The 20,762-nt window shown below is 72.4% G+C and carries 24 protein-coding genes; 17 read left to right on the top strand and 7 right to left on the bottom strand.

What is annotated here, in order from left to right; translation table 11 throughout:
• Positions 1–60: 60 nt before the first annotated feature.
• Genes AB0J33_RS26390 through AB0J33_RS26380 form a run of 3 tightly spaced genes read right to left on the bottom strand, consistent with a single transcriptional unit; the run spans position 61 to position 1,561 of the window.
• Complete coding sequence (locus AB0J33_RS26390) at positions 61–468, bottom strand: arsenate reductase ArsC (protein WP_363616983.1); 408 nt, start codon at positions 466–468, stop codon at positions 61–63.
• On the bottom strand, positions 465–1,193 hold the full coding sequence (locus tag AB0J33_RS26385; protein ID WP_363616981.1) for an MIP/aquaporin family protein: 729 nt from the start codon (positions 1,191–1,193) through the stop codon (positions 465–467). Before AB0J33_RS26385 ends, AB0J33_RS26390 begins: the two co-directional genes overlap by 4 nt.
• Positions 1,190–1,561, bottom strand: coding sequence for a metalloregulator ArsR/SmtB family transcription factor (locus AB0J33_RS26380; RefSeq protein ID WP_363616979.1), 372 nt, complete (start codon positions 1,559–1,561; stop codon positions 1,190–1,192). The genes AB0J33_RS26385 and AB0J33_RS26380 overlap by 4 nt, the downstream gene beginning before the upstream one ends.
• A gap of 105 nt (positions 1,562–1,666) precedes the next feature.
• Here AB0J33_RS26380 and AB0J33_RS26375 point away from each other — a divergent pair, with 105 nt between their 5' ends.
• Positions 1,667–2,098 (top strand): ArsI/CadI family heavy metal resistance metalloenzyme, encoded by a 432-nt coding sequence (locus AB0J33_RS26375; RefSeq protein ID WP_363616977.1) that lies wholly within the window; start codon positions 1,667–1,669, stop codon positions 2,096–2,098.
• A gap of 258 nt (positions 2,099–2,356) precedes the next feature.
• The gene (locus AB0J33_RS26370) at positions 2,357–2,893 is read left to right on the top strand and encodes an HNH endonuclease (RefSeq protein ID WP_030333470.1); all 537 of its coding nucleotides are present in this window, start codon (positions 2,357–2,359) and stop codon (positions 2,891–2,893) included.
• 14 nt (positions 2,894–2,907) lie between these two features.
• On the opposite strand, the gene AB0J33_RS26365 is transcribed toward AB0J33_RS26370, so the two are convergent.
• The gene (locus tag AB0J33_RS26365) at positions 2,908–4,500 is read right to left on the bottom strand and encodes a DUF6194 family protein (protein ID WP_363616974.1); all 1,593 of its coding nucleotides are present in this window, start codon (positions 4,498–4,500) and stop codon (positions 2,908–2,910) included.
• Positions 4,501–4,503: 3 nt separating this feature from the next.
• On the opposite strand from AB0J33_RS26365, the gene AB0J33_RS26360 reads away from it, so the two are divergent.
• Positions 4,504–5,328, top strand: coding sequence for a MerR family transcriptional regulator (locus tag AB0J33_RS26360; RefSeq protein ID WP_363616972.1), 825 nt, complete (start codon positions 4,504–4,506; stop codon positions 5,326–5,328).
• Here AB0J33_RS26360 and AB0J33_RS26355 read toward each other — a convergent pair.
• The 3 genes from AB0J33_RS26355 to AB0J33_RS26345 all read right to left on the bottom strand — a co-directional run bounded on the left by AB0J33_RS26355 (position 5,274) and on the right by AB0J33_RS26345 (position 7,338).
• Positions 5,274–6,047, bottom strand: coding sequence for a class F sortase (locus AB0J33_RS26355; protein ID WP_363617106.1), 774 nt, complete (start codon positions 6,045–6,047; stop codon positions 5,274–5,276). The genes AB0J33_RS26360 and AB0J33_RS26355 overlap by 55 nt on opposite strands.
• 75 nt (positions 6,048–6,122) lie before the next feature.
• A complete protein-coding gene (locus AB0J33_RS26350; protein ID WP_363616970.1) occupies positions 6,123–6,647 on the bottom strand; it encodes a hypothetical protein in 525 nt (174 codons plus the stop codon).
• A gap of 253 nt (positions 6,648–6,900) precedes the next feature.
• Positions 6,901–7,338 carry an Lrp/AsnC family transcriptional regulator gene (locus AB0J33_RS26345; protein ID WP_363616968.1) on the bottom strand — a complete coding sequence of 146 codons (438 nt, stop codon included), beginning with the start codon at positions 7,336–7,338 and terminating at the stop codon, positions 6,901–6,903.
• Between the two features lie 145 nt (positions 7,339–7,483).
• Between AB0J33_RS26345 and AB0J33_RS26340 the strand changes: the two genes are divergently transcribed.
• The 14 genes from AB0J33_RS26340 (at position 7,484) to AB0J33_RS26275 (ending at position 20,622) form a co-directional block, all read left to right on the top strand.
• Complete coding sequence (locus AB0J33_RS26340) at positions 7,484–8,386, top strand: tryptophan 2,3-dioxygenase family protein (RefSeq protein WP_363617104.1); 903 nt, start codon at positions 7,484–7,486, stop codon at positions 8,384–8,386.
• A 14-nt stretch (positions 8,387–8,400) separates the two neighbouring features.
• Positions 8,401–9,681 carry a kynureninase gene (gene kynU / locus AB0J33_RS26335; protein ID WP_363616966.1) on the top strand — a complete coding sequence of 427 codons (1,281 nt, stop codon included), beginning with the start codon at positions 8,401–8,403 and terminating at the stop codon, positions 9,679–9,681.
• Complete coding sequence (locus AB0J33_RS26330; RefSeq protein ID WP_363616964.1) at positions 9,678–11,015, top strand: NAD(P)/FAD-dependent oxidoreductase; 1,338 nt, start codon at positions 9,678–9,680, stop codon at positions 11,013–11,015. Before kynU ends, AB0J33_RS26330 begins: the two co-directional genes overlap by 4 nt.
• A gap of 23 nt (positions 11,016–11,038) precedes the next feature.
• The gene (locus AB0J33_RS26325) at positions 11,039–12,520 is read left to right on the top strand and encodes a 2-hydroxymuconic semialdehyde dehydrogenase (protein ID WP_363617102.1); all 1,482 of its coding nucleotides are present in this window, start codon (positions 11,039–11,041) and stop codon (positions 12,518–12,520) included.
• A 23-nt stretch (positions 12,521–12,543) separates the two neighbouring features.
• Positions 12,544–13,341, top strand: a complete 798-nt coding sequence (locus AB0J33_RS26320; RefSeq protein ID WP_363616962.1) for a fumarylacetoacetate hydrolase family protein — start codon at positions 12,544–12,546, stop codon at positions 13,339–13,341.
• Positions 13,338–14,273: an acetaldehyde dehydrogenase (acetylating) gene (locus tag AB0J33_RS26315; RefSeq protein WP_363616960.1), complete on the top strand. Its 936-nt coding sequence runs from the start codon at positions 13,338–13,340 to the stop codon at positions 14,271–14,273. Before AB0J33_RS26320 ends, AB0J33_RS26315 begins: the two co-directional genes overlap by 4 nt.
• A complete protein-coding gene (gene dmpG / locus AB0J33_RS26310) occupies positions 14,270–15,331 on the top strand; it encodes a 4-hydroxy-2-oxovalerate aldolase (RefSeq protein WP_363616958.1) in 1,062 nt (353 codons plus the stop codon). The genes AB0J33_RS26315 and dmpG overlap by 4 nt, the downstream gene beginning before the upstream one ends.
• A gap of 58 nt (positions 15,332–15,389) precedes the next feature.
• On the top strand, positions 15,390–16,163 hold the full coding sequence (locus tag AB0J33_RS26305) for a fumarylacetoacetate hydrolase family protein (RefSeq protein ID WP_363616956.1): 774 nt from the start codon (positions 15,390–15,392) through the stop codon (positions 16,161–16,163).
• Positions 16,164–16,301: 138 nt separating this feature from the next.
• The gene (locus AB0J33_RS26300; RefSeq protein WP_363616954.1) at positions 16,302–16,733 is read left to right on the top strand and encodes a RidA family protein; all 432 of its coding nucleotides are present in this window, start codon (positions 16,302–16,304) and stop codon (positions 16,731–16,733) included.
• Positions 16,730–17,254 (top strand): 3-hydroxyanthranilate 3,4-dioxygenase, encoded by a 525-nt coding sequence (locus AB0J33_RS26295; protein ID WP_363616952.1) that lies wholly within the window; start codon positions 16,730–16,732, stop codon positions 17,252–17,254. Before AB0J33_RS26300 ends, AB0J33_RS26295 begins: the two co-directional genes overlap by 4 nt.
• On the top strand, positions 17,254–18,255 hold the full coding sequence (locus AB0J33_RS26290; RefSeq protein ID WP_363616950.1) for an amidohydrolase family protein: 1,002 nt from the start codon (positions 17,254–17,256) through the stop codon (positions 18,253–18,255). Before AB0J33_RS26295 ends, AB0J33_RS26290 begins: the two co-directional genes overlap by 1 nt.
• A 137-nt stretch (positions 18,256–18,392) precedes the next feature.
• On the top strand, positions 18,393–19,856 hold the full coding sequence (locus AB0J33_RS26285) for an amidase (protein WP_363616948.1): 1,464 nt from the start codon (positions 18,393–18,395) through the stop codon (positions 19,854–19,856).
• A 75-nt stretch (positions 19,857–19,931) separates the two neighbouring features.
• Positions 19,932–20,228: a hypothetical protein gene (locus AB0J33_RS26280; protein ID WP_354970619.1), complete on the top strand. Its 297-nt coding sequence runs from the start codon at positions 19,932–19,934 to the stop codon at positions 20,226–20,228.
• Complete coding sequence (locus tag AB0J33_RS26275; RefSeq protein WP_363616946.1) at positions 20,215–20,622, top strand: DUF5130 family protein; 408 nt, start codon at positions 20,215–20,217, stop codon at positions 20,620–20,622. The genes AB0J33_RS26280 and AB0J33_RS26275 overlap by 14 nt, the downstream gene beginning before the upstream one ends.
• The last annotated feature ends 140 nt before the right edge of the window (positions 20,623–20,762 follow it).

Raw genomic sequence — 20,762 nt, 5'->3', positions numbered from 1 at the left:
CCTGCCGGGGGGAGTTCCGGTCCCGTTCGACGGCCCGCCGCTGTCGGCGAGCCGGGTGGGTCAGCGGACCGGTCGGATGCTGGCGAGCAGGTCGACGACCCGGCCCCTGATGTCGTCGCGGACCTGGCGGACGACGTCGAGCGACTGACCGGCGGGATCGACGAGCTTCCAGTCCTCGTAGCGTTTGCCGGGGAAGACCGGGCAGGCGTCGCCGCAGCCCATGGTGATGATGACGTCACTGCCCTGGGCGGCGTCCCAGCTGAGCCGGGCCGGGACCTGGTCGGTGATGTCGATACCGACCTCACGCATGGCCTCGACGGCGACGGGGTTGATCTGGTCGGCGGGTTCGCTGCCGGCCGAGCGGACCTCGACCGTGTCGGCGGCGAGGTGCCGGAGCCAACCGGCCGCCATCTGCGAGCGACCGGCGTTGTGGACGCAGACGAAGAGGACGCTGGGTTTCTCGGTCATCGAGCTGCTGTCTCCGGGGTGAGCTGGGGCGCGGCGTCGGCGGTCTGCCGGGCGTCGGGGTACCAGGCGGCGAGCGCGGCGACGGCGACCAGACCGCCGACGAGTTGAGCGCCGACGTAGCCGGGCACCGAGGTCGGGGCGATGCCGGCGAAGGTGTCGGTGACGGCGCGGCCGATGGTGACGGCGGGGTTCGCGAACGATGTGGACGAGGTGAACCAGTAGGCGGCGCCGATGTAGGCGCCCACGGCGGCCGGGGCCGCACCGTGGCGGCCGGTGCGGGCGAGGGCGAAGACCAGGAAGACCAGGCCGGCGGTGGCGACGACCTCGGCCAGCCACAGGTGCCCGCCGGCGCGGCGGGTCTGGGACCACGAGGTGGCGGGTAGCCCGAACATCAGGTTGGCCAGAACGGCCCCGCAGACGGCACCGCACACCTGGGCGGGGACGTAGGCGGCGAGATCCCGAGCGGTCAGCCCGGTGCCGGCGCGCCGGCCGAGCCACCAGTCGACGACCGAGACGACCGGGTTGAGGTGCGCGCCCGACACCGGTCCGAACATCAGGATCAACGCGCCGAGCGCCAGCGCGGTGGCGATCGCGTTCTCCAGGAGCTGGAGCCCGGCATCGGTGGGGGAGAGGCGGACGGCGGCGATCCCGGAACCGACGACGGCGGCGACGAGCATCGCCGTACCGGCGAACTCCGCCGATGCACGACGGACCAGCGGGCTCACGGGCTGACCGGTGCGGAGGGGCCGGGAAGGTCCAGCAGCGCGCCGAGTTGCCGGAGGGCGTCCGGGCGCGCCTGGTACCAGACCCAGGTGCCGCGCCGCTCGGAGTCGACCAGACCCGCCTCGCGCAGAACCTTCAGGTGATGGGAGATGGTCGGCCCGGACAGGTCGAACGCCGGGGTCAGATCGCAGACGCACATCTCCGGCACCGAAGCGATCATCGACATCAGCCGCAGCCGGACCGGGTCGCCCAGGGCCTTGAACATGGGCGCCACCGCTGCCGCCTGTTCGGCGTCCATCGGACGAGCCGCGATCGGGGCGCAGCAGGCGACCCTGTCCGGGTCCACCACCGGCAGAGCTTGTTTCGACATTCCTCTAGGTTGACAGCTTTCAAAACAAGGTGCAACGTGGGGCCTGATTCGAAAACCATCTAGACAAGAGCGGGCGGTCCTGCCGCGCCGCGACCAAGGAGAGTCATGTCCCGTGTCCAGCTCGCCCTACGCGTGTCCGACCTCGAAGGCTCCGTCACCTTCTACACCAAGCTGTTCGGCGTCGAGCCGGCCAAGCGCCGCCCCGGCTACGCCAACTTCGCGCTGGAGAACCCGCCGCTGAAGCTCGTCCTGCTCGAAGGTGAGCCCGCCCAGCCCACCGTGCTGGACCACCTGGGTGTCGAGGTGTTCAGCACCGACGACGTCAACGCCGCCACCAGCCGCCTCGCCGACGCCGGTCTGATCACACTGGAGGAGAGCGGCACCGAGTGTTGCTACGCGCTCCAGGACAAGGTGTGGGTACGCGGTCCGGGCAGCGAGCCCTGGGAGGTCTACACCGTCAAGGCCGACTCCGACCAGCTGGAGAAGGTCACCGAGGACGCCTGCTGCACCCCTGCCGTCACCGGTAACCGCTGCTGACCGCCGCGCCGAGGCCGGCGATGGTGATCGACCACCACGCGGCAACGGCGGGTTCGGCCAGGCCGGAACAGCGATCCGTCCGATTGCGGATGATCCTCATACCCCATGCGGGATTAGTACGTGCAATCCGGGGTCCGATCAGGGACTATTGGCGCAACGGACGTCGGTGATCGGCCCGGCGTCGACCGTGTGGGCCCTCGTGCCCGGCCCCGGTCGACGGCGGTCCGCAGCAGCCGCTGAACCGGGAGGGTGAGCGCGATGCCTGACATACGACCCACGGTGGGCTCCGGCGCGTTGGTCCTCAACGCCACCTACGAGCCGCTGTGTGTCGTGTCGGTGCGTCGCGCCGCCATCCTCGTCCTCTCCGCCAAGGCGGTCTGCGTCGCCGACGGTGACGGCATCCTGCACAGCGCCCGGGACGCGCTGCCGGTGCCCTCCGTGGTCCGGCTGACCCGCTTCGTCCGGGTGCCGTACCGAACACATGTCGGGCTGTCCCGGCGGGCGATCTTCGCGCGGGACGGGTGGCGGTGTGCCTACTGCCGGGGCCCGGCCGAGACCATCGACCACGTTTTTCCGCGCAGCCGGGGTGGCCGGCACGCCTGGGAGAACGTGGTCGCTGCGTGTGCGCGGTGCAACCACACGAAGGGCGACAAGACGCCGGCCGAGATGGGGTGGCGGTTACACGCGCTGCCGGCCGCGCCGAAGGGCACCGCCTGGCGGGTGCTCGGGCACCGCGCCCCGGACCCCCGCTGGGCGGACTGGCTCGACCTGCGGGAGCCCGAAGCAGCCGCCTGAGTCCGACGGGGCGGTCAGGCTCCGGATTGCGGGTGGGTTGTCCGGCGCGCCGCACGCTCGTGCCGGTCGACCGCGCGGCCGTGCGCGACGGCCAGTAGCCGGTCGATCTCGGGTAGCAGCTGCGGACCGGGCATGACGATGCTGCCGAAGCCGTACAGCGCGTAGCCCGGGTGCGGCATGAGGGTGTCCAGCCGGGCGAAGTCGAACTCGTGCCGGTGCTCCTCGAACGCCTTCGGCGGGAAGCCGAACTGTCGCTCGAACTCGGCCCGGCCCAGGTCCAGGTTGAGGCGGAAGACCCCGGGGCGGTCAAGCTGCCCGGCCTCGTCGAAGCCGGGCACGTCGTGCTCGACGATGGTGGCGAACGGCTGGCGGCGGTCCGGGCCGACGTAGAAGAACCGGTCGCCCCGGGCCGCCTCGGGTGATCCGGTCTCCTCGCTCGCCACGACCTGCTCGACGCCCGGCAGCGCGACGATCCGGTCGGCGAGTACGGTCGCGTCGACACCGGTCGGGATGTGCAGGACCACGTCGGCGTGGTCGATCGTGGCCTGGTTGAGCGGGAAGTAGCGGTAGTCGTGCGTCCGCTGCTCGGCTGCGGCGATGTCGGACGCCGGCAGGTACCGGGGAACGCGGGTCTCCTGCTGGAGTCTGCCCTCGTAGGTCGACGTCGCGGGCTCCCCGATGCCGAGCGCCGGGCTCGCGCCGAGGCTACCGACGACCACCGCGTACCGGTCGCCCAGCAGCGCCGCGACGATCGCGCCGGCGCCGGCCCACGACACCTCCGTGCCGTCCATCGTCATCGTGCTCGGGTGGCGTTGGAGGTGCGTGTTGTGCGCGAAGGCCAGCGTGGGTCCGCGATGCGCCTCGACCGCCCGGATCGCGAGCAGGTTCTCGGCCATCAGCGCGTCCCGGACACCGGCCAGGCGGGCGAAGCGTTGCTGCCGCGCCAGCGGGGCGGCCGCCGCGGCGTGGTAGCGCAGCAACGCGACCGCGGACGTGGCGTGCACGAACGCCGCCGGCCAGCCCGCCGACTTCCAGGGCGCCCGCAGGTACAACTCGGTCAGCAGGTCGTCGGCGACCACCCGCAGCCGCTGGGCGTCGGTGGTGAGCCCGACCGACCGGCCCGGCTCCCAGATCGCGGCCGGGTCACTCCAGCGCGCCTCGTCCCCGACCAGGTCGTCGATCTCGGCGGACCGGTCCAGGCCGAGGAAGTGGCAGACCTGGTGGAGATGGCGGCGCGGACTCGGGGCGCTCTCGAGCTCCACCGGCGCGTCGAAGCCGTGGAACGTCAGGCGGTCGGCGATCGGCCGTCCGGCGTTCCACTCGCGCATCCGGAGCAGGAGGTCACGGTTGGCCGGGGCCGCGCCGAACCCGTGGCTGAACCCTTCGGTGAGCGCACGGTCGAGCGGCACCGCGCCGCCCTGCACGAACTCGTCGGCGATCAACCCTGCCGCCCGGTCGCTCTCCAGCGCGATGGACCGGTAGCCGTGCTCGGCAAGCGTCATGAACGCCTCGTTGCGGAGCTGGAGGAAGGCGGACTCACCATGGGTCGGTTCGCCGAGGGCCAGTAGGTCCGGAGTGACCGTGAGCAGGTCGAGAAGAGGTGGCATTCCATGAACCGTATCGTTGAACTCGCGGTTGAGACCTACGAGCGACGGAGCACGGTGACAACCCGAAAACCTTCAAACCCGGGGGTACGCCGACCGGTCGACCTCGCGCGCGCCCACGGCCTGTCCGCGCAGGCCGTGCGTAACTACGAACGAGACGGCGTCCTGCCGCCGGCCCCGCGCACCCCGAACGGCTATCGCCGCTTCACCGAGGCGCACGCCAAGGCGCTGAGTGCCTACCTCGCGTTGATCACGGGTTACGGCTATCCCGCCAGCGGCGAGATCATGCGGGCCGTCAACCGGGGTGAGATCGACGCGGCGCTGCGCACCATCGACCAGGGCCACGCCCTGCTCCAGCGCGATCGGGAGACCCTGGACGCGGTCGAGGCGGCGGTGGCGACGCTCACCGGAGCGAGGCCGCAACCACCGGGTCGAACAGCGGTGCCGGTCAGCGTGTTGGCCCACCGGCTCGGTCTACGGCCGGCGACGCTGCGCAAGTGGGAGCGGGCCGGGGTGCTGCGACCGGCACGCGATCCGGCGACCCGCCACCGGGTCTACTCGCCGGACGACGTCCGCGACGCCGAGCTCGCCCACCTGTTGCGTCGCGGTGGGTACCGACTCGACCACATCGCCGGTGTGCTGCGTCAGGTGCGCGACGCGGGGGGTGCCGAACCGCTCGCCGCGTCCCTGCGCCAGTGGCGGCAACGGCTCACCGAGCGCGGACGGGCCATGCTCACCGGAGCCGCCCGGCTCGCCGAGTACGTCGACACCTGCGCTCAACCGGGGCGGGCCTTGACCAACGAGGCGAAGACCACCACGTTGTCCGAGTAGCCGGTCTCGCCGCCGACCCATTGGCCGCCGCAGGTGATCAGTCGGAGGCTCGGGCGGCTGAAGTCGCCGTACAGCTCGTCCACCGGCAGTCGCCCCTTGTCGAACTTCTCCACCGAGTTCACCTCGAAGATCGCCACCCGCTGGTCGGTGCGGGTGACCTCGATCTGGTCACCGGGGCGCAGTTCGCGGAGTTTGTGGAAGACGGCCGGCCCGGTGGTGGTGTCGACGTGCCCGACGATCACGGCTGGGCCGTACTGGCCCGGGGTGGGCCCCTGGTCGTACCAGCCGGCCTCCTGGGCGCGGGCCACGTCCGGTACGGCGATCGTGCCGTCCGGGGCGATCCCCACGTCGTGCACGGGCGCCCGCACGTCGATCTTGTCGATGGCGAGACTGGTCGGATGGCTGGCCGGCAGCACCGGGAACTTCTTCGGCGGCGGGCGCAGGCCGGCGCTGAGCCGGTCCGGTAGCAGGGTCATTCCGGTCACCTGCTCGACGCCGAGCATCGTCACGATCAACACCATCAGCGCGGCGATGGCCAGCACCGGCAGCCCCGGGCTCGTACCGAAACGGCGTCGGGCCGACGGTGACCCGCCCGAACGCCTCGGCGGCAGCGGGCGGGCGGCCGGATCGGTGGTGGCGACGCTGGCCGAGACGGCCTGCCCGGCGACCCGGCGCAGCCGCCCGGACACGCGGGCCACCAGCCGGCCGGACGCGCGCAGCGCCGGCCCGGCCCGGAAGCGGGCGCGGCGATCCCGCCGCGCACGCGCGGATCTGCGGGTCATGGGTGATCCGGCTCAGGAGCCGGCTCCCGGTCGACGTCGACCGCCGGCCATGCCCAGCATGATGGCGGTGGCCACCAGCGCCACGCCGCCGAGCACCAGCAGCGAGCCGGTGCGGTGACCGCCGGCCATTCCGCCGCCCCCGGTCGCCGGCCCCTTGCTGGGTGAGGCCATGTTCAGCACGGTCAACGTGGTCGAGGCCGTCTGGCCGTTGTCACAGCGCAGGTCGACCGCATAGTTGCCGGCCGGCTTGTCGCCGGGAATGGTGACCTGTCCGGTCAGGAACCCCCTGTCCGGTCTGAGCATCACGTTCCCGAACGCGTCGGAGTGCACGCTGGACTGGCGGTTGTTGTTGTCGTTGTCGCAGCTCGCTTTGATGGAGACCCGGCTGCCGGCCTGGGCGCTGTTCGGTGTCACCTCGACGAAGGTGTTCTCGCCGGCCCGTGCCGGTGCGGCCGACAACAGGACGAACGCCCCGACCAGCGCCAGCAGTGTCAGTACGGACGAGAGCGCGCGGTTGATCGTGCGGATTCGCTGCATGATTTCCCCCCAACCGGCGACGACCGCCGGAACCCTCCCCTGGGCACGCGCGCTGCTTTCCCCCCACCCCAACGACAAACCCCGACCCCGCCCCACCCCGCCCCGCCCCCGCCCCCCGCCCCCGACCGGCGTCGATCATGGAGTTGTGGTGCCCCGCGAAAGGTGCATCCCACCACCATCTACCCACCACAACTCCATGATCGACCCCGGGGGCGGGGTGGGGGTGGGGTGGGGTGGGGAGGGTGGGGGTGGGTCAGGGGTGGGGGGTGATGGGGTGCCAGGGGAGGGGGGAGGACAGGACCATGGTGCTCGACGGCTGGCCGTACGGGGCGAGTCGGTCGATCACCGCCTCGAAGTCTCCGATCGAGCCGGCGGCCACCTTCAGCATGCTGCACGCGTCACCGGTGATCCGGTGGATCTCCAGGATCTCCGGCCAGCCGGACACCTCGGGGTCGTGCAGGATGCAGCGCGCGCCGTAGCAGGACATCCGGATCAGGGCGACCACCGTACGGCCGGCGCGGGTCAGGTCGACGTGGGCGTGGTAACCGGTGATCACGCCGGTCTCCTCGAGGCGGCGGACCCGCTCGGCGACCGCTGGTGGGGACAGGTGCACCCGGCGGGACAACTCGCTGAAGGACAGCCGCGCGTCGGCCTGCAACTCGCGCAGCAGCGCCCAGTCCATGTCGTCCACGCTCAGACCTTACTTTCGTGAACCAACCTCGCCTAGTTGCCTTTGGTTTGGCAGGAGAAGGCGACCAGAGCCGTTGATCCGGCATTCCGCAGGCCGATCCGACCGCGAGATCATGACGTCGCCAGTCAGGGGAGGGAGACAGATGGTGGATCAGACGGGCCGGCAGGCGCCGAACCGCCCTGCCTCGGTACGACCGGTGACCCCGCGGCAGCGGGCCGCCCGCGCCGCGCGCAACGGTGGCGAGCCGACGCTGGAGTTCGCCGAGCGGGTGCCGTACGACGCGTACGTGCAGGCCAGCACCCTGCACCAGCTGCAGCAGCCACTGAGCAGCGACCCGGGCGAGATGTCCTTCCTGATGGTCAGCCAGATCATGGAGCTGTACTTCGGGCTGACCTGCCACGAGCTGCGGGAGACCCAACGGCTGATCCGCGCCGACCAGGTCTGGGAGGCGCTGGCCCCGCTGGGCCGGGCCAAGCTGCACCTGGAGGGGCTCAACGCCGCCTGGCAGGGCCTGCGCTGGATGAGCCCGGCGGACTTCAACCGGTTCCGCAACCTGCTCGGCGAAGGCTCCGGCTTCCAGTCGGCCATGTACCGGCAGTTGGAGTTCCTGCTCGGGCTGCGCGACCAGACGCTGATCCGCCCGTTCCGCCGGCAGACCGAGGTGCACGCCGCGCTGACCGCCGCGCTGGCGACCCCGAGCCTCTGGGACGACGTGCTCGCGTTGCTGGCCCGGCACGGCTTCGACCTCCCCGCCGACCTGCTCGCCCGGGACGTGGCCGTCGAACACGAGCCGCAGCCGCTGGTCGAGGCGGCCTGGGTACGCATCTACGACGACGCCGGCCCGGACAACCACCTCCGGCTGCTCGGCGAGGCGTTGAGCGCGGTCGCCGAGGAGTTCGGCGACTGGCGGTGGAACCACGTCAAGGCGGTGCAGCGGACGATGGGCGCCAAGGTCGGCAGCGGAGGGTCCGCCGGCCTGGCCTGGCTGCAACGCAGCATGGCCCGGGTGGTCTTCCCGGAGCTGTGGTCGGCCCGCACCGCGATGTGACCGGAGAGCGAGACATGCGCACCCCTGCTCAAGAAGCCCACCGCCTCGACGAGGCCGACCCGGGCCACCGGCACCTGTTCCACGTGCCGCCGGCCGACGGCGGCGACCACCCCGAGTCGGCGTACCTGGCCGGCAACTCCCTCGGCCTGCAACCCCGGGCCACCCGCGACGAACTCCTGGCCGACCTGGACGCCTGGGGGCGGCTCGGCGTCGAGGGCCACCTGGAGGCCGAGCGCGCCTGGCTGCCGTACCACGAGCTGTTGACCGCGCCGGCCGCGCGACTGGTCGGCGCCCGCCCCGCGGAGACCGTGGTGATGAACTCGCTCACGGTCAACCTGCACCTGCTGATGGTGAGCTTCTACCGCCCGGCCGGCGCGCGCACCCGCATCGTCATCGAGGACTCCGCGTTCCCCTCGGACAGCTACGCCGTGCGCAGCCAGGCGCGGTTCCACGGCCTGGACCCGGACGACACAGTGATCCGACTGCGTCCGCGCGCGGGCGAGGACGCCCTGCGCACCGAGGACGTGACCGACTACCTGGCCGCCGAGGGCGACCGGGTGGCGTTGCTGCTGCTCGGCGGGGTCAACTACCTCACCGGCGAGCTGCTGGACATCCCGGCGATCACGGCGGCCGGTCGGGCCGCCGGCGCGGTGGTCGGTTGGGACCTGGCCCACGCGGTCGGCAACGTGCCGCTGGCCCTGCACGACTGGGACATCGACTTCGCCGCGTGGTGCTCCTACAAGTACCTGAACTCCGGGCCGGGCGCCCTGGCCGGCGTCTTCGTGCACGAGCGGCACCTCGGCGACGAGAGCCTGCCCCGCTTCGAGGGGTGGTGGAGCACCGCGGCGGCGACCCGGTTCGAGATGAACCCGGTGTCCCGGCCACCGGCCACGGTGGAGGCCTGGCAGGTCTCCAACCCGCCGATCTTCGCGATGGGCCCGGTGCGTACCTCGCTGGAGCTGTTCGACACGGTCGGGATGACCGCGCTGCGGGCGCGCAGCCAGCGCCTCACCGGCTGGCTGGAGTCGCTGTTCGACGAGGTGACCGTCGGCCGGCCGCTGCGGGTGGTCACCCCCCGCGACCCGGCCCGCCGGGGCTGCCAGCTGTCCGTGCGGATCGGTGCCGGCAGCGCCGCCGAGCTGACCAAACGCCTACGGTACGAACACGGTGTCATCGCCGACGCCCGCGAACCGGACGTGGTCCGGTTCGCCCCGGTGCCGTTGTACTCGACGTACCTCGACTGCTGGCGGGCGGCGGCGGCGCTGGCGGCGACGGTCGGGCAGGAGTCCTCATGACGGTGCGACGCGACGAGATCGCGATCATCGGCGCCGGGTTGGCCGGCTGTCTGGCGGCCTGCTTCCTGGCCCGGCGCGGCTACCCGGTGGCCCTCTACGAGCGCCGGTCCGACCCGCGCGCCGGCACGGCCGAGCGCGGTCGCTCGATCAACCTGGCGCTCTCCGAGCGCGGCCTGGACGCGTTGCGCCGGATCGGGCTGGCCGAGCAGGTGATGACCGACGCGCTGCCGATGCGCGGCCGGATGATCCACCCGGTCGAGGGGGAGCAGCAGTTCCAGTCGTACAGCGCGGCCGGCGACCGGGCCATCAACTCGATCAGCCGGGGCGCGCTGAACAACGCCCTGCTGGACGAGGCCGCCGCGCTGCCCGGGGTGCGGGTCGTCTTCGACCACCGGCTGGTCGGGCTCGACCCGACCGACGGCACGCTGAGCTTCGAGACCCCGCGGGGCCCGGTCGCGGCCAAGGCGTCGGTCGTGCTGGGCGCCGACGGCGCCGGTTCGGCGGTGCGCGGGCAACTGCTGGCGTACGGGCTGCTGGAGGAGAGCGTCGACTTCCTCGACTACGGCTACAAGGAGCTGACGATTCCGCCGCTGGGCGGGGACTTCGCCCTGGACCCGGACGCCCTGCACATCTGGCCCCGGGGCACCTCGATGATGATCGCGTTGCCCAACCCGGACCGCTCGTTCACCTGCACGCTGTTCTGGCCCAACGACGGTGCCGGCAGCTTCGCCGCGCTGACCGGCCCGGCGGAGATCGAACGGCACTTCACCGAGCACTACCCGGACGTGGTGCCGTTGGCCCCGAACCTGGTCGACGACTACCAGCACAACCCGGTGGGCGTGCTGGGCACGGTGCGCTGCGCCCCCTGGCAGGTCAACGGCAAGGTCGGCCTGCTCGGCGACGCGGCGCACGCCATCGTGCCGTTCTACGGCCAGGGCGCCAACTGCGCGTTCGAGGACGTGGTGGAGTTGGACCGCTGCCTGGACGAGTGCGCCGACGACTGGCTGGCGGCGCTGCCGCTTTTCCAGCGACGTCGGCAGGAGAACGCCGAGGCCATCGCGGCGATGGCGCTGACCAACTTCGTGGAGATGCGGGACAAGGTCGCCTCCCCGGTCTTCCAGACCCGGCGGCGGGTGGAGCACGCACTGGAACGGGCCCTGCCCGGCCGGTACGTTTCCCAGTACGAGCTGGTGTCCTTCTCCACCACCCCGTACGCCGAGGTGCGCCGCCGGGTGCGCCGCCAGCACCGGGTGCTCGGGGCGGTCGTCGGCGGGGCCGCGCTGCTGCTGGCCGGCGCGATCGGCGCGGGCCTGAGCCGAGGGAGGCGCGCATGACCGGCAACTGGGATCGGCGACTGATGGCCGGCCAGGCGCCCGGTGGCCCGCAGCGGTTGCGCAACTTCGTCGCCGGCGAATTCGTCGACGGCGGACCGACGTTCACCAAGGCCAGCCCGGTCACCGGCGAGCAGGTCTTCGAGGTGGACGAGGCGTCGCGTTCCACGGTGGACGACGCGGTGGCCGCCGCCCGGGAGGCGCTGCGCGGGCCGTGGGGCCGGATGGGGGAGCGCGAGCGCGCCGAGGTGCTGCGCCGGGTCGCCGACGAGCTGGAGCGCCGCTTCGACGACCTGGTCACCGCCGAGGTCGCCGACACCGGCAAGTCCATCGCCCAGGCCCGCACACTGGACATTCCGCGCGGTGCGGCGAACTTCCGGGCGTTCGCGGAGATCGTGGCGACCGCGCCCACCGAGTCGTTCACGACGGTCACCCCGACCGGCGGCCGGGCCCTCAACTACGCGTTGCGCAAACCGGTCGGCGTGGTCGCCGTCATCGTGCCGTGGAACCTGCCCCTGCTGCTGCTCACCTGGAAGGTGGCCCCGGCACTGGCCTGCGGCAACGCGGTCGTGGTCAAGCCCAGCGAGGAGACCCCCGCCTCGGCGACGGTGCTCGCCGAGGTGATGGCCGCCGCCGGCGTACCGGCCGGGGTGTTCAACCTGGTGCACGGGTTCGGGCCGGACTCGGCGGGTGAGTTCCTCACCCGGCACCCGGGGGTCGACGCGATCACCTTCACCGGCGAGTCGGCCACCGGCGGCGCGATCATGCGGGCCGCCGCCGACGGGGTGAAGGCGGTGAGCTTCGAACTCGGCGGCAAGAACGCCGGCCTGGTCTTCGCCGACGCCGACCTGGACGCCGCGGTGGCCGGCTCGGTGCGGTCCAGCTTCACCAACGGTGGGCAGGTGTGCCTCTGCACCGAACGGATCTACGTGCAGCGCCCGGTCTTCGAGGAGTTCACCGCCCGACTGGCCAAGCGGGCCGGCGAGCTGGCGTACGGCTGGCCGACCGACGAGGCCACCGCCACCATGCCGCTGATCTCCCAGCAACACCGGGCCAAGGTGCTCGGCGCGTACGAGCTGGCCCGCTCCGAGGGCGCCGAGGTGCTCGTCGGAGGCGGCACGCCCACCTTCGGCGACGCCCGCGACGGCGGGTCGTACGTGCAGCCGACGGTGCTCACCGGGCTCGGCCCGGACTCCCGCACCAACCGGGAGGAGGTCTTCGGCCCGGTGGTGCACGTCGCCCCGTTCGACACCGAGGACGAGGCGTACGCCCTGGCCAACGGCACCGAGTACGGCCTGGCGGCGACCGTGTGGACGCGGGACGTGGGCGTCGCCCACCGGGCCGGCGCCCGGCTCGACGCCGGGATCGTCTGGGTCAACACGTGGTTCCTGCGTGACCTGCGCACCCCGTTCGGCGGGGTCAAGGCGTCCGGCATCGGTCGGGAGGGCGGCGTGCACTCGCTGAACTTCTACTCCGAACTCACCAACGTCTGCGTGGACCTGTCGTGATCAGCCGCAGCGAGGGAGCGGGCATGGACGCCGACATCGAGGCCGCCAACCGGGAGCTGGCCGACGCCCGCAGCACCGGCAAGCCGTGCCCGCCGCTGCGCGGCCGGCTGCTGCCGGAAGGGGACGTGGAGTCCGCGTACCGGGTGCAGCAGCTCCAGGCGCGGGCCTGGCAGGGCCGGGGCGAACGCCGGGTCGGCGCGAAGATCGGGCTGACCTCCCGGGCCGTCCAGGAGACCTTCGGGGTGTTCCAGCCGGACTTCGGCATGCTGACCGACGCCATGGCGGTCGGCGACGGGGTCGAGGTGTCCATCGACCGGCTGCTCCAGCCCCGCGTCGAGGCGGAGATCGCCTTCGTGCTCGACAAGGACCTCCCGAACCCGCAGCTCACCACGGTCGACCTGATCCGCGCGGTCGACCACGTGCTGCCGGCGATCGAGATCGTCGACTCGCGGATCGCCGCCTGGGACATCTCCATCGTGGACACCGTCGCGGACAACGCCTCCAGCGGGCTCTTCGTGCTCGGCACCACCCCGCGCCGGCTCGGCGACGTCGACCTGCGACTGTGCGGAATGGTGCTGGAACACGCCGGTGAGCCGGTCTCGGTGGGCGCGGGCGCCGCCTGCCTGGGCAACCCGCTGCACGCCCTGCAGTGGTTGGCCGGCACCCTCGCCCGCGCCGGTGAACCGCTGCGCGCCGGGGACGTGGTGCTCTCCGGGGCGCTCGGCCCGATGGTGCCGGTCACCCCCGGTGCCGCGTACGAGGCCCGGATCTCCGGCCTCGGCTCGGTGCGCACATCCTTCAGCGACAGGGGCGGCGAGTGACCACCAACGTGGCGGTGCTGGGATCGGGAAACATCGGGACCGACCTGATGATCAAGGTGTTGCGGCTGAGCGACAGCCTGCGGATGGTGGCGATGGCCGGCATCGACCCGGCCTCCGACGGCCTGGCGCGCGCTCGCCGGCTCGGCGTGGCCACCACCGCCGACGGGGTGGACGGGCTCGTGGCGATGCCCGAGTTCGCCGACGTCGAGCTGGTCTTCGACGCGACCTCGGCCGGCGCGCACCGACACCACGACGAGGTGCTGCGCGCCCACGGTCGCACGGTGGTCGACCTGACCCCCGCCGCACTCGGCCCGTACGTGGTGCCGCCGGTCAACCTCGACGAGCACCTGCACGAGCCGAACGTCAACATGGTGACCTGCGGCGGGCAGGCGACCGTGCCGATCGTCGCGGCGGTCCGCCGGGTCACCCCGGTGGCGTACGGGGAGATCGTCGCGTCGATCGCGTCGAAGTCCGCCGGGCCGGGCACCCGGGCCAACATCGACGAGTTCACCGAGACCACGGCTCGGGCCATCGAGGTGGTCGGCGGAGCCGAGCGGGGCAAGGCGATCATCGTGCTGAACCCGGCGGACCCGCCGCTGCTCATGCGCGACACCGTCTACTGTCTCTGCCCGGACGCCGACGCCGACACCGAGGCCATCGCCGCCTCGGTCGCCGAGATGGTGGCGGCCGTGCAGGAGTACGTCCCCGGCTACCGGCTCAAGCAGGACGTGCAGTTCGAACGGGTGCGGGCGTACCTGCCGACGCTCGGGCGGCGGCTCACCGCGTTGCAGGTGTCGGTATTCCTGGAGGTCTCCGGCGCGGGCCACTACCTGCCGGCGTACGCCGGGAACCTGGACATCATGACCTCGGCCGCGCTGCGTACCGCGGAGCGGCTGGTCGCCCTGCGTTCTTCGGAGGTGGCCGCGCCATGACCGACCTGTACATCCAGGACGTGACGCTGCGCGACGGCATGCACGCCATCGCCCACCAGTACACCGTCGACCACGTCCGCACCATCGCCGCCGCGCTGGACGCCGCCGGGGTGGCCGCCATCGAGGTGGCGCACGGTGACGGGCTGGCCGGTTCCAGCGTGAACTACGGCCACGGCGCGGCCAGCGACGCCGAGTGGATCTCGGCAGCCGCCGAGGTGCTGACGAACGCGAAGCTCACCACCCTGCTGCTGCCCGGCATCGGCACGATCGCCGACCTCAAGGCCGCGAAGGCGCTCGGGGTGACCAGCGTCCGGATCGCCACCCACTGCACCGAGGCGGACATCTCCGCCCAGCACATCTCCTGGGCCCGGGAGAACGGCATGGACGTGGCCGGGTTCCTGATGATGTCGCACATGTTCGACGCGGCCGGGCTCGCCGGGCAGGCCAAGCTCATGGAGTCGTACGGGGCGCACTGCGTCTACGTCACCGACTCCGGCGGTCGGCTGCTGATGTCCGACGTGGCGCAGCGGGTCGACGCGTACCGGCAGGTCCTCGCCCCGCAGACGCAGATCGGCATCCACGCCCACCACAACCTGTCGCTCGGGGTGGCCAACAGCGTGCTCGCCGTCGAGCACGGCCGGGTCACCGGGTCCGCGCCGGTCGGCCCGGACGCGCCCCACGGCCGGACCGTCCGCGTCGACGCCTCCCTCGCCGGAATGGGCGCGGGCGCCGGCAACGCCCCGCTCGAGGTCTTCGTCGCCGTCGCCGAGCTGCACGGCTGGAAGCACGGCTGCGACGTGTTCGCGCTGATGGACGCGGCCGACGACCTGGTCCGCCCGTTGCAGGACCGGCCGGTGCAGGTGGACCGGGAAACCCTCTCCCTGGGGTTCGCCGGGGTCTACTCCAGCTTCCTGCGGCACGCCGAGCGGGCCTCGGAGCGCTACGGCGTGGACGTGCGTTCGATCCTCGTCGAATTGGGTCGTCGCCGGATGGTAGGCGGCCAGGAGGACATGATCGTGGACGTGGCACTCGACCTGGCCGACCAGGAGGAGCTGTGAACGCGAGGAGTGAGCCGGGTCTGCGAGCCCCGCAGTCGCGACCGAAGGGTGGCACAGCATGATCGGCGTGGACATCGCGGGGATCGCCGAGAAGTTGGGCGCGGCGGCCGACACGGCCACCGCGATCCCGCAACTCGCCGCCGAGACCGGCCTCGACGTGGACGCCGCGTACGCCGTGCAGGCCGCGCTGCTGCAACGCCGGCTGAACGCCGGTGAGCGGTTGGTCGGGTTGAAGATGGGGCTGACCAGCAGGGCGAAGATGGCCCAGGTCGGCGTGGACGAGGTGATCTGGGGGCGGCTCACCAACGCGATGCGGGTGCCCGACGGTGGCGTGGTCGATCCGGCCGCGTACATCCACCCCCGGGTCGAGCCGGAGGTGGCGTTCCTGCTGGACCGGCTGCCCGAGCCGGGCGAGCCGGTCGGTGACTTCGCCACGGCGGTCCGCGCGGTCGCCCCGGCCATCGAGCTGATCGACTCCCGGTACGCGGACTTCCGTTTCTCGCTGCCGGACGTGATCGCGGACAACACCTCGGCCGCCGCGTTCGTGATCGGGCCGTGGTCGCCGGTGCCGGCGGGGCTGGACAACCTGGGCGTGCTGCTGGAGGTCGACGGCCGGGTGGCGCAGGTCGGCTCGACGGCGGCGATCCTCGGCGACCCGCGCCGGGCGCTCGACGAGGGCATCCGGCTGGCGGGTCGGCACGGGGTGCGGTTGGAGTCCGGGTGGGTCTTCCTGGCCGGCGCCGCCACCGCCGCGGTGCCGCTGCGTCCCGGCGCCCACGTCCGTGCGGTCGTCGAGAAGCTCGGCACGGCGTCGTTGCGGGCTTCGTCGTGAGCTTCGTCGTGCTCGCGGTGGGGGTTCCGGGCAGCCCGCCCGGCTCCGGGCGGTCAGGCTTGATCCCTGCGCCGGGCGGGCTGCCCGGAACCCCTGACCCGGTCGGGGTTCGCACGACGGTGCCTGGGGTGGGTCGTCATGGGTGTTGACGGTGCTCGGGTGGTGCCCGGCAGGGCCGTGCCGCGGGGAGCCTTTCCGCACGTCAAGGTCGCGGGTGGGTTCGTCTTCGTCTCCGGTACGTCGTCGCGGCGGCCGGACAACAGCCTCGCCGGCGTCGAGGTCGACGAACTCGGCACCACCAACCTGGACATCCGGGTGCAGACGCGCGCGGTCATCGAGAACGTGGGGGACCTGCTGCGGTCGGTCGGCGCGGACCTCACCGACCTGGTGCAGGTGACGACCTACCTGGTCAACATGAACGACTTCGGCGGTTACAACGAGGTGTGGGCCGAGTTCTTCGACGCGTCCGGGCCGACCCGTACGACGGTGGCGGTGCACCAGCTGCCGCATCCGCACCTGCTCATCGAAATCCAGGCCGTGGCCCTTCTTCCCTCGGGAGGTCAGTCGTGAGTGAGATCGCCGAGCCGTTCAGCTTTCCGGGCTGGATCGCGGACAACCAGCACCTGTTGAAGCCCCCGGTGGGCAACAAGGAGATGTTCCCGGGCGGGGACGACTTCATCGTGATGGTGGTGGGCGGGCCGAACCAGCGCACCGACTTCCACGTGGACCCGTACGAGGAGTTCTTCTACCAGGTCAAGGGCAACATGCACATCAACCTGGTCACCCCGCAGGGGCCGCGTACGGTGCACGTGCGCGAGGGCCAGATGTGGATGCTGCCGCGCAACACGCCGCACTCGCCGCAGCGGCCGGAGGCCGGCTCGATCGGCGTGGTCGTCGAGCGGGTCCGCGAGGAGGGCACCCTGGAGACGTTCCAGTGGTACTGCCCCGGGTGCGGCGACAAGGTGCACGAGGTGGAGTTGCAGGTCCGCGACATCGCCGCCGACCTGCCCCCGGTGTTCCAGGCGTTCTACGCCGACGAGGCGGCGCGCACCTGCGCCAACTGCGGCACCCTGCACCCGGGCAAGGGCTGATGCCCGCAGGTGTGGTCGACGTGCACACGCACGTCGTACCGAAGGGTTGGCCGGACCTCGGCGCGGCGTGCGGCGGGTCCGGCTGGCCGTGGTTGCGGGTCGACTCCGAACGCGCCGCCATGATCATGGTGGGGGAGACGGAGTTCCGCCCGGTCGGCGCCGAGTGCTGGGACGCGTCGCGCCGACTGGCCGACATGGACGCCGACGGCGTGGCCGTGCAGGTGGTCTCACCCACCCCGGTCTTCTTCAGCTACGACCGTCCGGCCGACCAGGCCGTACGGGTCGCCCGGATCTTCAACGACCTGACCCTGGAGGTCACCGCGGCCGGCGGCGACCGACTGGTGCCGTTCTGCCAGGTGCCGCTTCAGGACCCGGACGCCGCCTGCGCCGAGTTGGATCGCAGCCTCGCCGCCGGGCACGTCGGCGTGGAGATCGGCAACCACGTCGGCGACCGGGACCTGGACGACGCCGGCGTGGTCACCTTCCTGCAACACTGCGCCGAGGTGGGTGCCCCCGTCTTCGTCCACCCGTGGGACATGCCCGGCGGGCCGCGACTGGACCGCTGGATGGCCCGTTGGCTCACCGGAATGCCCGCCGAGACGCACCTGTCGGTGCTGGCGATGATCCTGGGCGGCGTCTTCGACCGGGTGCCCGAAACGCTGCGGATCTGCTTCGCGCACGGCGGGGGCAGCTTCCCGTTCTGGCTCGGCCGCGCGGACAACGCCTGGCACCGCCGTGGCGACCTGGTCCGGGGCGCGTCGGCCGGCCCGCCCAGCAGCTACCTCGACCGGTTCAGCGTCGACTCGGTGGTCTTCGCGCCGCCCGCCCTGCGCCTGCTGGTCGACACGCTGGGGGAGGACCGGGTGCTGGTCGGCAGCGACTACCCGTACCCGCTTGGCGAACGGCCGGCCGGCGCGGTGGTCCGCGCGGCCGACTTCCTCACCGACGACCAACGCGGCAAGCTCCTGTCCGCCAACGCCCTGCGCTTCCTGCACGGCTGAGCACCGCGCCGGGTCCCGGCGTGGGTGGACGTTGGACGGTTTCCACCCGCCGCTGACGGAAACCGTCCCAGGTCCGCGGGCGGTGTCGTCCGCGCGTGTCGGCTGCGCGAAGGGCCGACGGCCGGCAGGATGACGGAATGGCCGAGCCGCACGACCTGACCGCGTTGGAGCAGGCCGCCGCGATGACCCGCGGCGAGCTGTCCAGCGTCGACCTGGTCGAGCACTCCCTGACCCGGGTGGCGGCGCTCGGCGACACCGTGGGCGCGTTCGTCACCGTCACACCGGACCTCGCCCGGCAGGCCGCCCGCGCCGCCGACGCCGTGCCGGTCGAGGAGCGCGGCCCCCTGCACGGGGTGCCCACCGCGATCAAGGACCTCACCCTCACCGCCGGGGTCCGCACCACCTTCGGCTCGGCCGCCTTCCTCGACTTCGTCCCACCGGTCGACGCCGACGTGGTCCGGTTCATCAAGGCCGCCGGTCTGGTCAGTGTGGGCAAGACCACCACCTCCGAGCTGGGCTGCTCGCTCTACTCGGAGGGCCGGGTCGCGCCGCCGGCCCGTAACCCGTGGCACCTGGCGTACACCGCCGGCGGCTCCAGCGGCGGCGCGGCGGCGGCGGTCGCGGCCGGGCTGGTCCCGGTCGCCCAGGGTTCCGACGGCGGCGGGTCGCTGCGCATCCCGGCGTCGCTCTGCGGCCTGGTCGGCTACAAACCCAGCCGGGGCCTCGTCTCCGGCGGGCCGATCGGCTCGGGCGCGTTCGGCCTGCCCATCAGCGGCCCGCTCGGGCGGACGGTCACCGACGTCGCCGCGCTGCTCGACGTCATGGCCGTGCCGGTGCCCGGCGAGCCCTACCTGCCGCCGCCCGCGCCACCCGGCGGCTACCTGGCCGTCGCGCGCCGCGCCGAGCCCGGCCCGCTGCGGATCGGCCGGTTCACCGCGCCGATGCTCGCCGACGAACCGGTGCACCCTGACTGTGTGGCCGCCGTGGACCGGGCCGCCGCGCTGCTCACGGCGGCCGGTCACGAGGTGGTCGAGGTGCCGCCGCCGCTCGGGCCGGCGGCGTGGCCGCTGTTCGAGATCCTCTGGTACGTGCTGGCGCTCGCCCCGGTGCCGCCGCAGCGGGAGGTGGAGCTGCTGCCCCTGACCCGGCTGTTGCGGGCCCGGGGTGCCGAGGTCTCCGCCGGCACCCTGGCCGCCACCCTCGGGGAGTTGCAGGCGCAGGTCCGCCTCGGCGCCCGCCGCACCGCCGGGTGCGACCTGCTGCTCTGTCCCACGCTGGCCACCCCGCAGGCGCCCGTCGGCTGGTTCGCCGCCGCCGCGGACCCGGCCACCGACTTCGACCGCCAACGCCGGTTCTCGCCCTACTGCGCCATCTTCAACGTCACCGGCGATCCCTCCGTCTCCCTGCCGGTGGGCGTCACGATCGACGGCCTGCCCGTCGGGGTGCTGCTCACCGGCCGGTACGGCGACGACGCGCGGCTGATCGCGACCGCTGCGCAACTGGAGAACTCCAGTGACGGATGGGATCGGCACCCCGCAATCTGGCGGGCCGTCGACTCCGCTAACGTGAATGGCGACGGGGTCGGGCGGTCGGCAGCGTGATCGTCCATCCGACCCGATTGTTCGAGGTCGTCCTTCTTCCGCCTGGGGGCGTTGGGATTGTCTGTTACCGAGACGTTGCTGGTCTTCGTCGGCATCCCGTTGGCCGCGGTGCTGGTCATCGCCGGCCTGTCGTACGCCGGTAGCCGGGGGAGTGCCACCGGCGGTGGCGGTGGCGCCAAGCGCTACCGGCCGGGCCGGCCCTTCGACTTCACTCCGGTCTGGTTCCTGGGCCGCCCGGAGCAGCTGGCCGACTCGGCCGGCACCGCGCTGACGGCGGGGGCGCAGGCGCCCGCGCTGACCAGCCACAAGCTTGAGCAGGCCAGCGTCGAGGCGCCGGCCGGTGGAACCGGAGGCGCAAGTGACCGTTGGTGAGAAGCAGACCGGGTCGGAAAACCCGCCCGAGGTGCTGGACGGGCCGTTCTCGACCCGTCAGCTGCTGCGCATCGACGAGGCGTTGCGCCTGGCCGACCAGGGCACCGGCCTGGTCTTCTCGGTCTTCGTCGGTGGCCTCGACGAGCCGATCCGCGAGCACGCCCAGCGGCTGCACCGGCAGCTCGCCGACCCGGACAAGTCGGTGCTGATCGCCGTGTCGCCCAACCAGCGCCAGCTGGAGATCATCACCGGGCGGTACGCCCGTAAGCGCATCCCCGACACGTACGCCAAGCTGGCCGCGCTCTCCATGGTTGGCGCGTTCAGCGGCGGTGACCTGGCCGGCGGCATCATCAACGGCCTCGACCAGCTCGCCAGCCACGCCGGCAAGGGCTGAGCTGCACAGACGCACAGACGACGTGCGGGCAGGCACGATGATCGTGCTCGAACCAGGAAACAGGGGTCTCGGCTGCGGCTGAGGCCCCTGTTTCCCTGTTCGAGCACGATCATCCCAACTGACAGCCCGGGGCCGGCGCG

The sequence above is a fragment of the Micromonospora sp. NPDC049645 genome (assembly GCF_040675155.1).
Lineage (GTDB): Bacteria > Actinomycetota > Actinomycetes > Mycobacteriales > Micromonosporaceae > Micromonospora.
Note: the sequence above shows the minus strand (reverse complement) of the source record. Positions and strands in the feature narration are given on the sequence as shown.

Excerpts from the sequence above, each read along its gene's own strand:
- AB0J33_RS26305 (WP_363616956.1), top strand. The coding sequence starts at position 15,390 with ATGATCGGCGTGGACATCGCGGGGATCGCCGAGAAGTTGGGCGCGGCG.
- AB0J33_RS26325 (WP_363617102.1), top strand. The coding sequence starts at position 11,039 with ATGGCCGGCCAGGCGCCCGGTGGCCCGCAGCGGTTGCGCAACTTCGTC.
- AB0J33_RS26290 (WP_363616950.1), top strand. The coding sequence starts at position 17,254 with ATGCCCGCAGGTGTGGTCGACGTGCACACGCACGTCGTACCGAAGGGT.
- dmpG (WP_363616958.1), top strand. The coding sequence starts at position 14,270 with ATGACCGACCTGTACATCCAGGACGTGACGCTGCGCGACGGCATGCAC.
- kynU (WP_363616966.1), top strand. The coding sequence starts at position 8,401 with ATGCGCACCCCTGCTCAAGAAGCCCACCGCCTCGACGAGGCCGACCCG.
- AB0J33_RS26370 (WP_030333470.1), top strand. The coding sequence starts at position 2,357 with ATGCCTGACATACGACCCACGGTGGGCTCCGGCGCGTTGGTCCTCAAC.
- AB0J33_RS26365 (WP_363616974.1), bottom strand. The coding sequence starts at position 4,500 with ATGCCACCTCTTCTCGACCTGCTCACGGTCACTCCGGACCTACTGGCC.
- AB0J33_RS26285 (WP_363616948.1), top strand. The coding sequence starts at position 18,393 with ATGGCCGAGCCGCACGACCTGACCGCGTTGGAGCAGGCCGCCGCGATG.
- AB0J33_RS26390 (WP_363616983.1), bottom strand. The coding sequence starts at position 468 with ATGACCGAGAAACCCAGCGTCCTCTTCGTCTGCGTCCACAACGCCGGT.
- AB0J33_RS26330 (WP_363616964.1), top strand. The coding sequence starts at position 9,678 with ATGACGGTGCGACGCGACGAGATCGCGATCATCGGCGCCGGGTTGGCC.
- AB0J33_RS26380 (WP_363616979.1), bottom strand. The coding sequence starts at position 1,561 with ATGTCGAAACAAGCTCTGCCGGTGGTGGACCCGGACAGGGTCGCCTGC.
- AB0J33_RS26320 (WP_363616962.1), top strand. The coding sequence starts at position 12,544 with ATGGACGCCGACATCGAGGCCGCCAACCGGGAGCTGGCCGACGCCCGC.
- AB0J33_RS26300 (WP_363616954.1), top strand. The coding sequence starts at position 16,302 with ATGGGTGTTGACGGTGCTCGGGTGGTGCCCGGCAGGGCCGTGCCGCGG.
- AB0J33_RS26360 (WP_363616972.1), top strand. The coding sequence starts at position 4,504 with ATGAACCGTATCGTTGAACTCGCGGTTGAGACCTACGAGCGACGGAGC.
- AB0J33_RS26350 (WP_363616970.1), bottom strand. The coding sequence starts at position 6,647 with ATGCAGCGAATCCGCACGATCAACCGCGCGCTCTCGTCCGTACTGACA.
- AB0J33_RS26375 (WP_363616977.1), top strand. The coding sequence starts at position 1,667 with ATGTCCCGTGTCCAGCTCGCCCTACGCGTGTCCGACCTCGAAGGCTCC.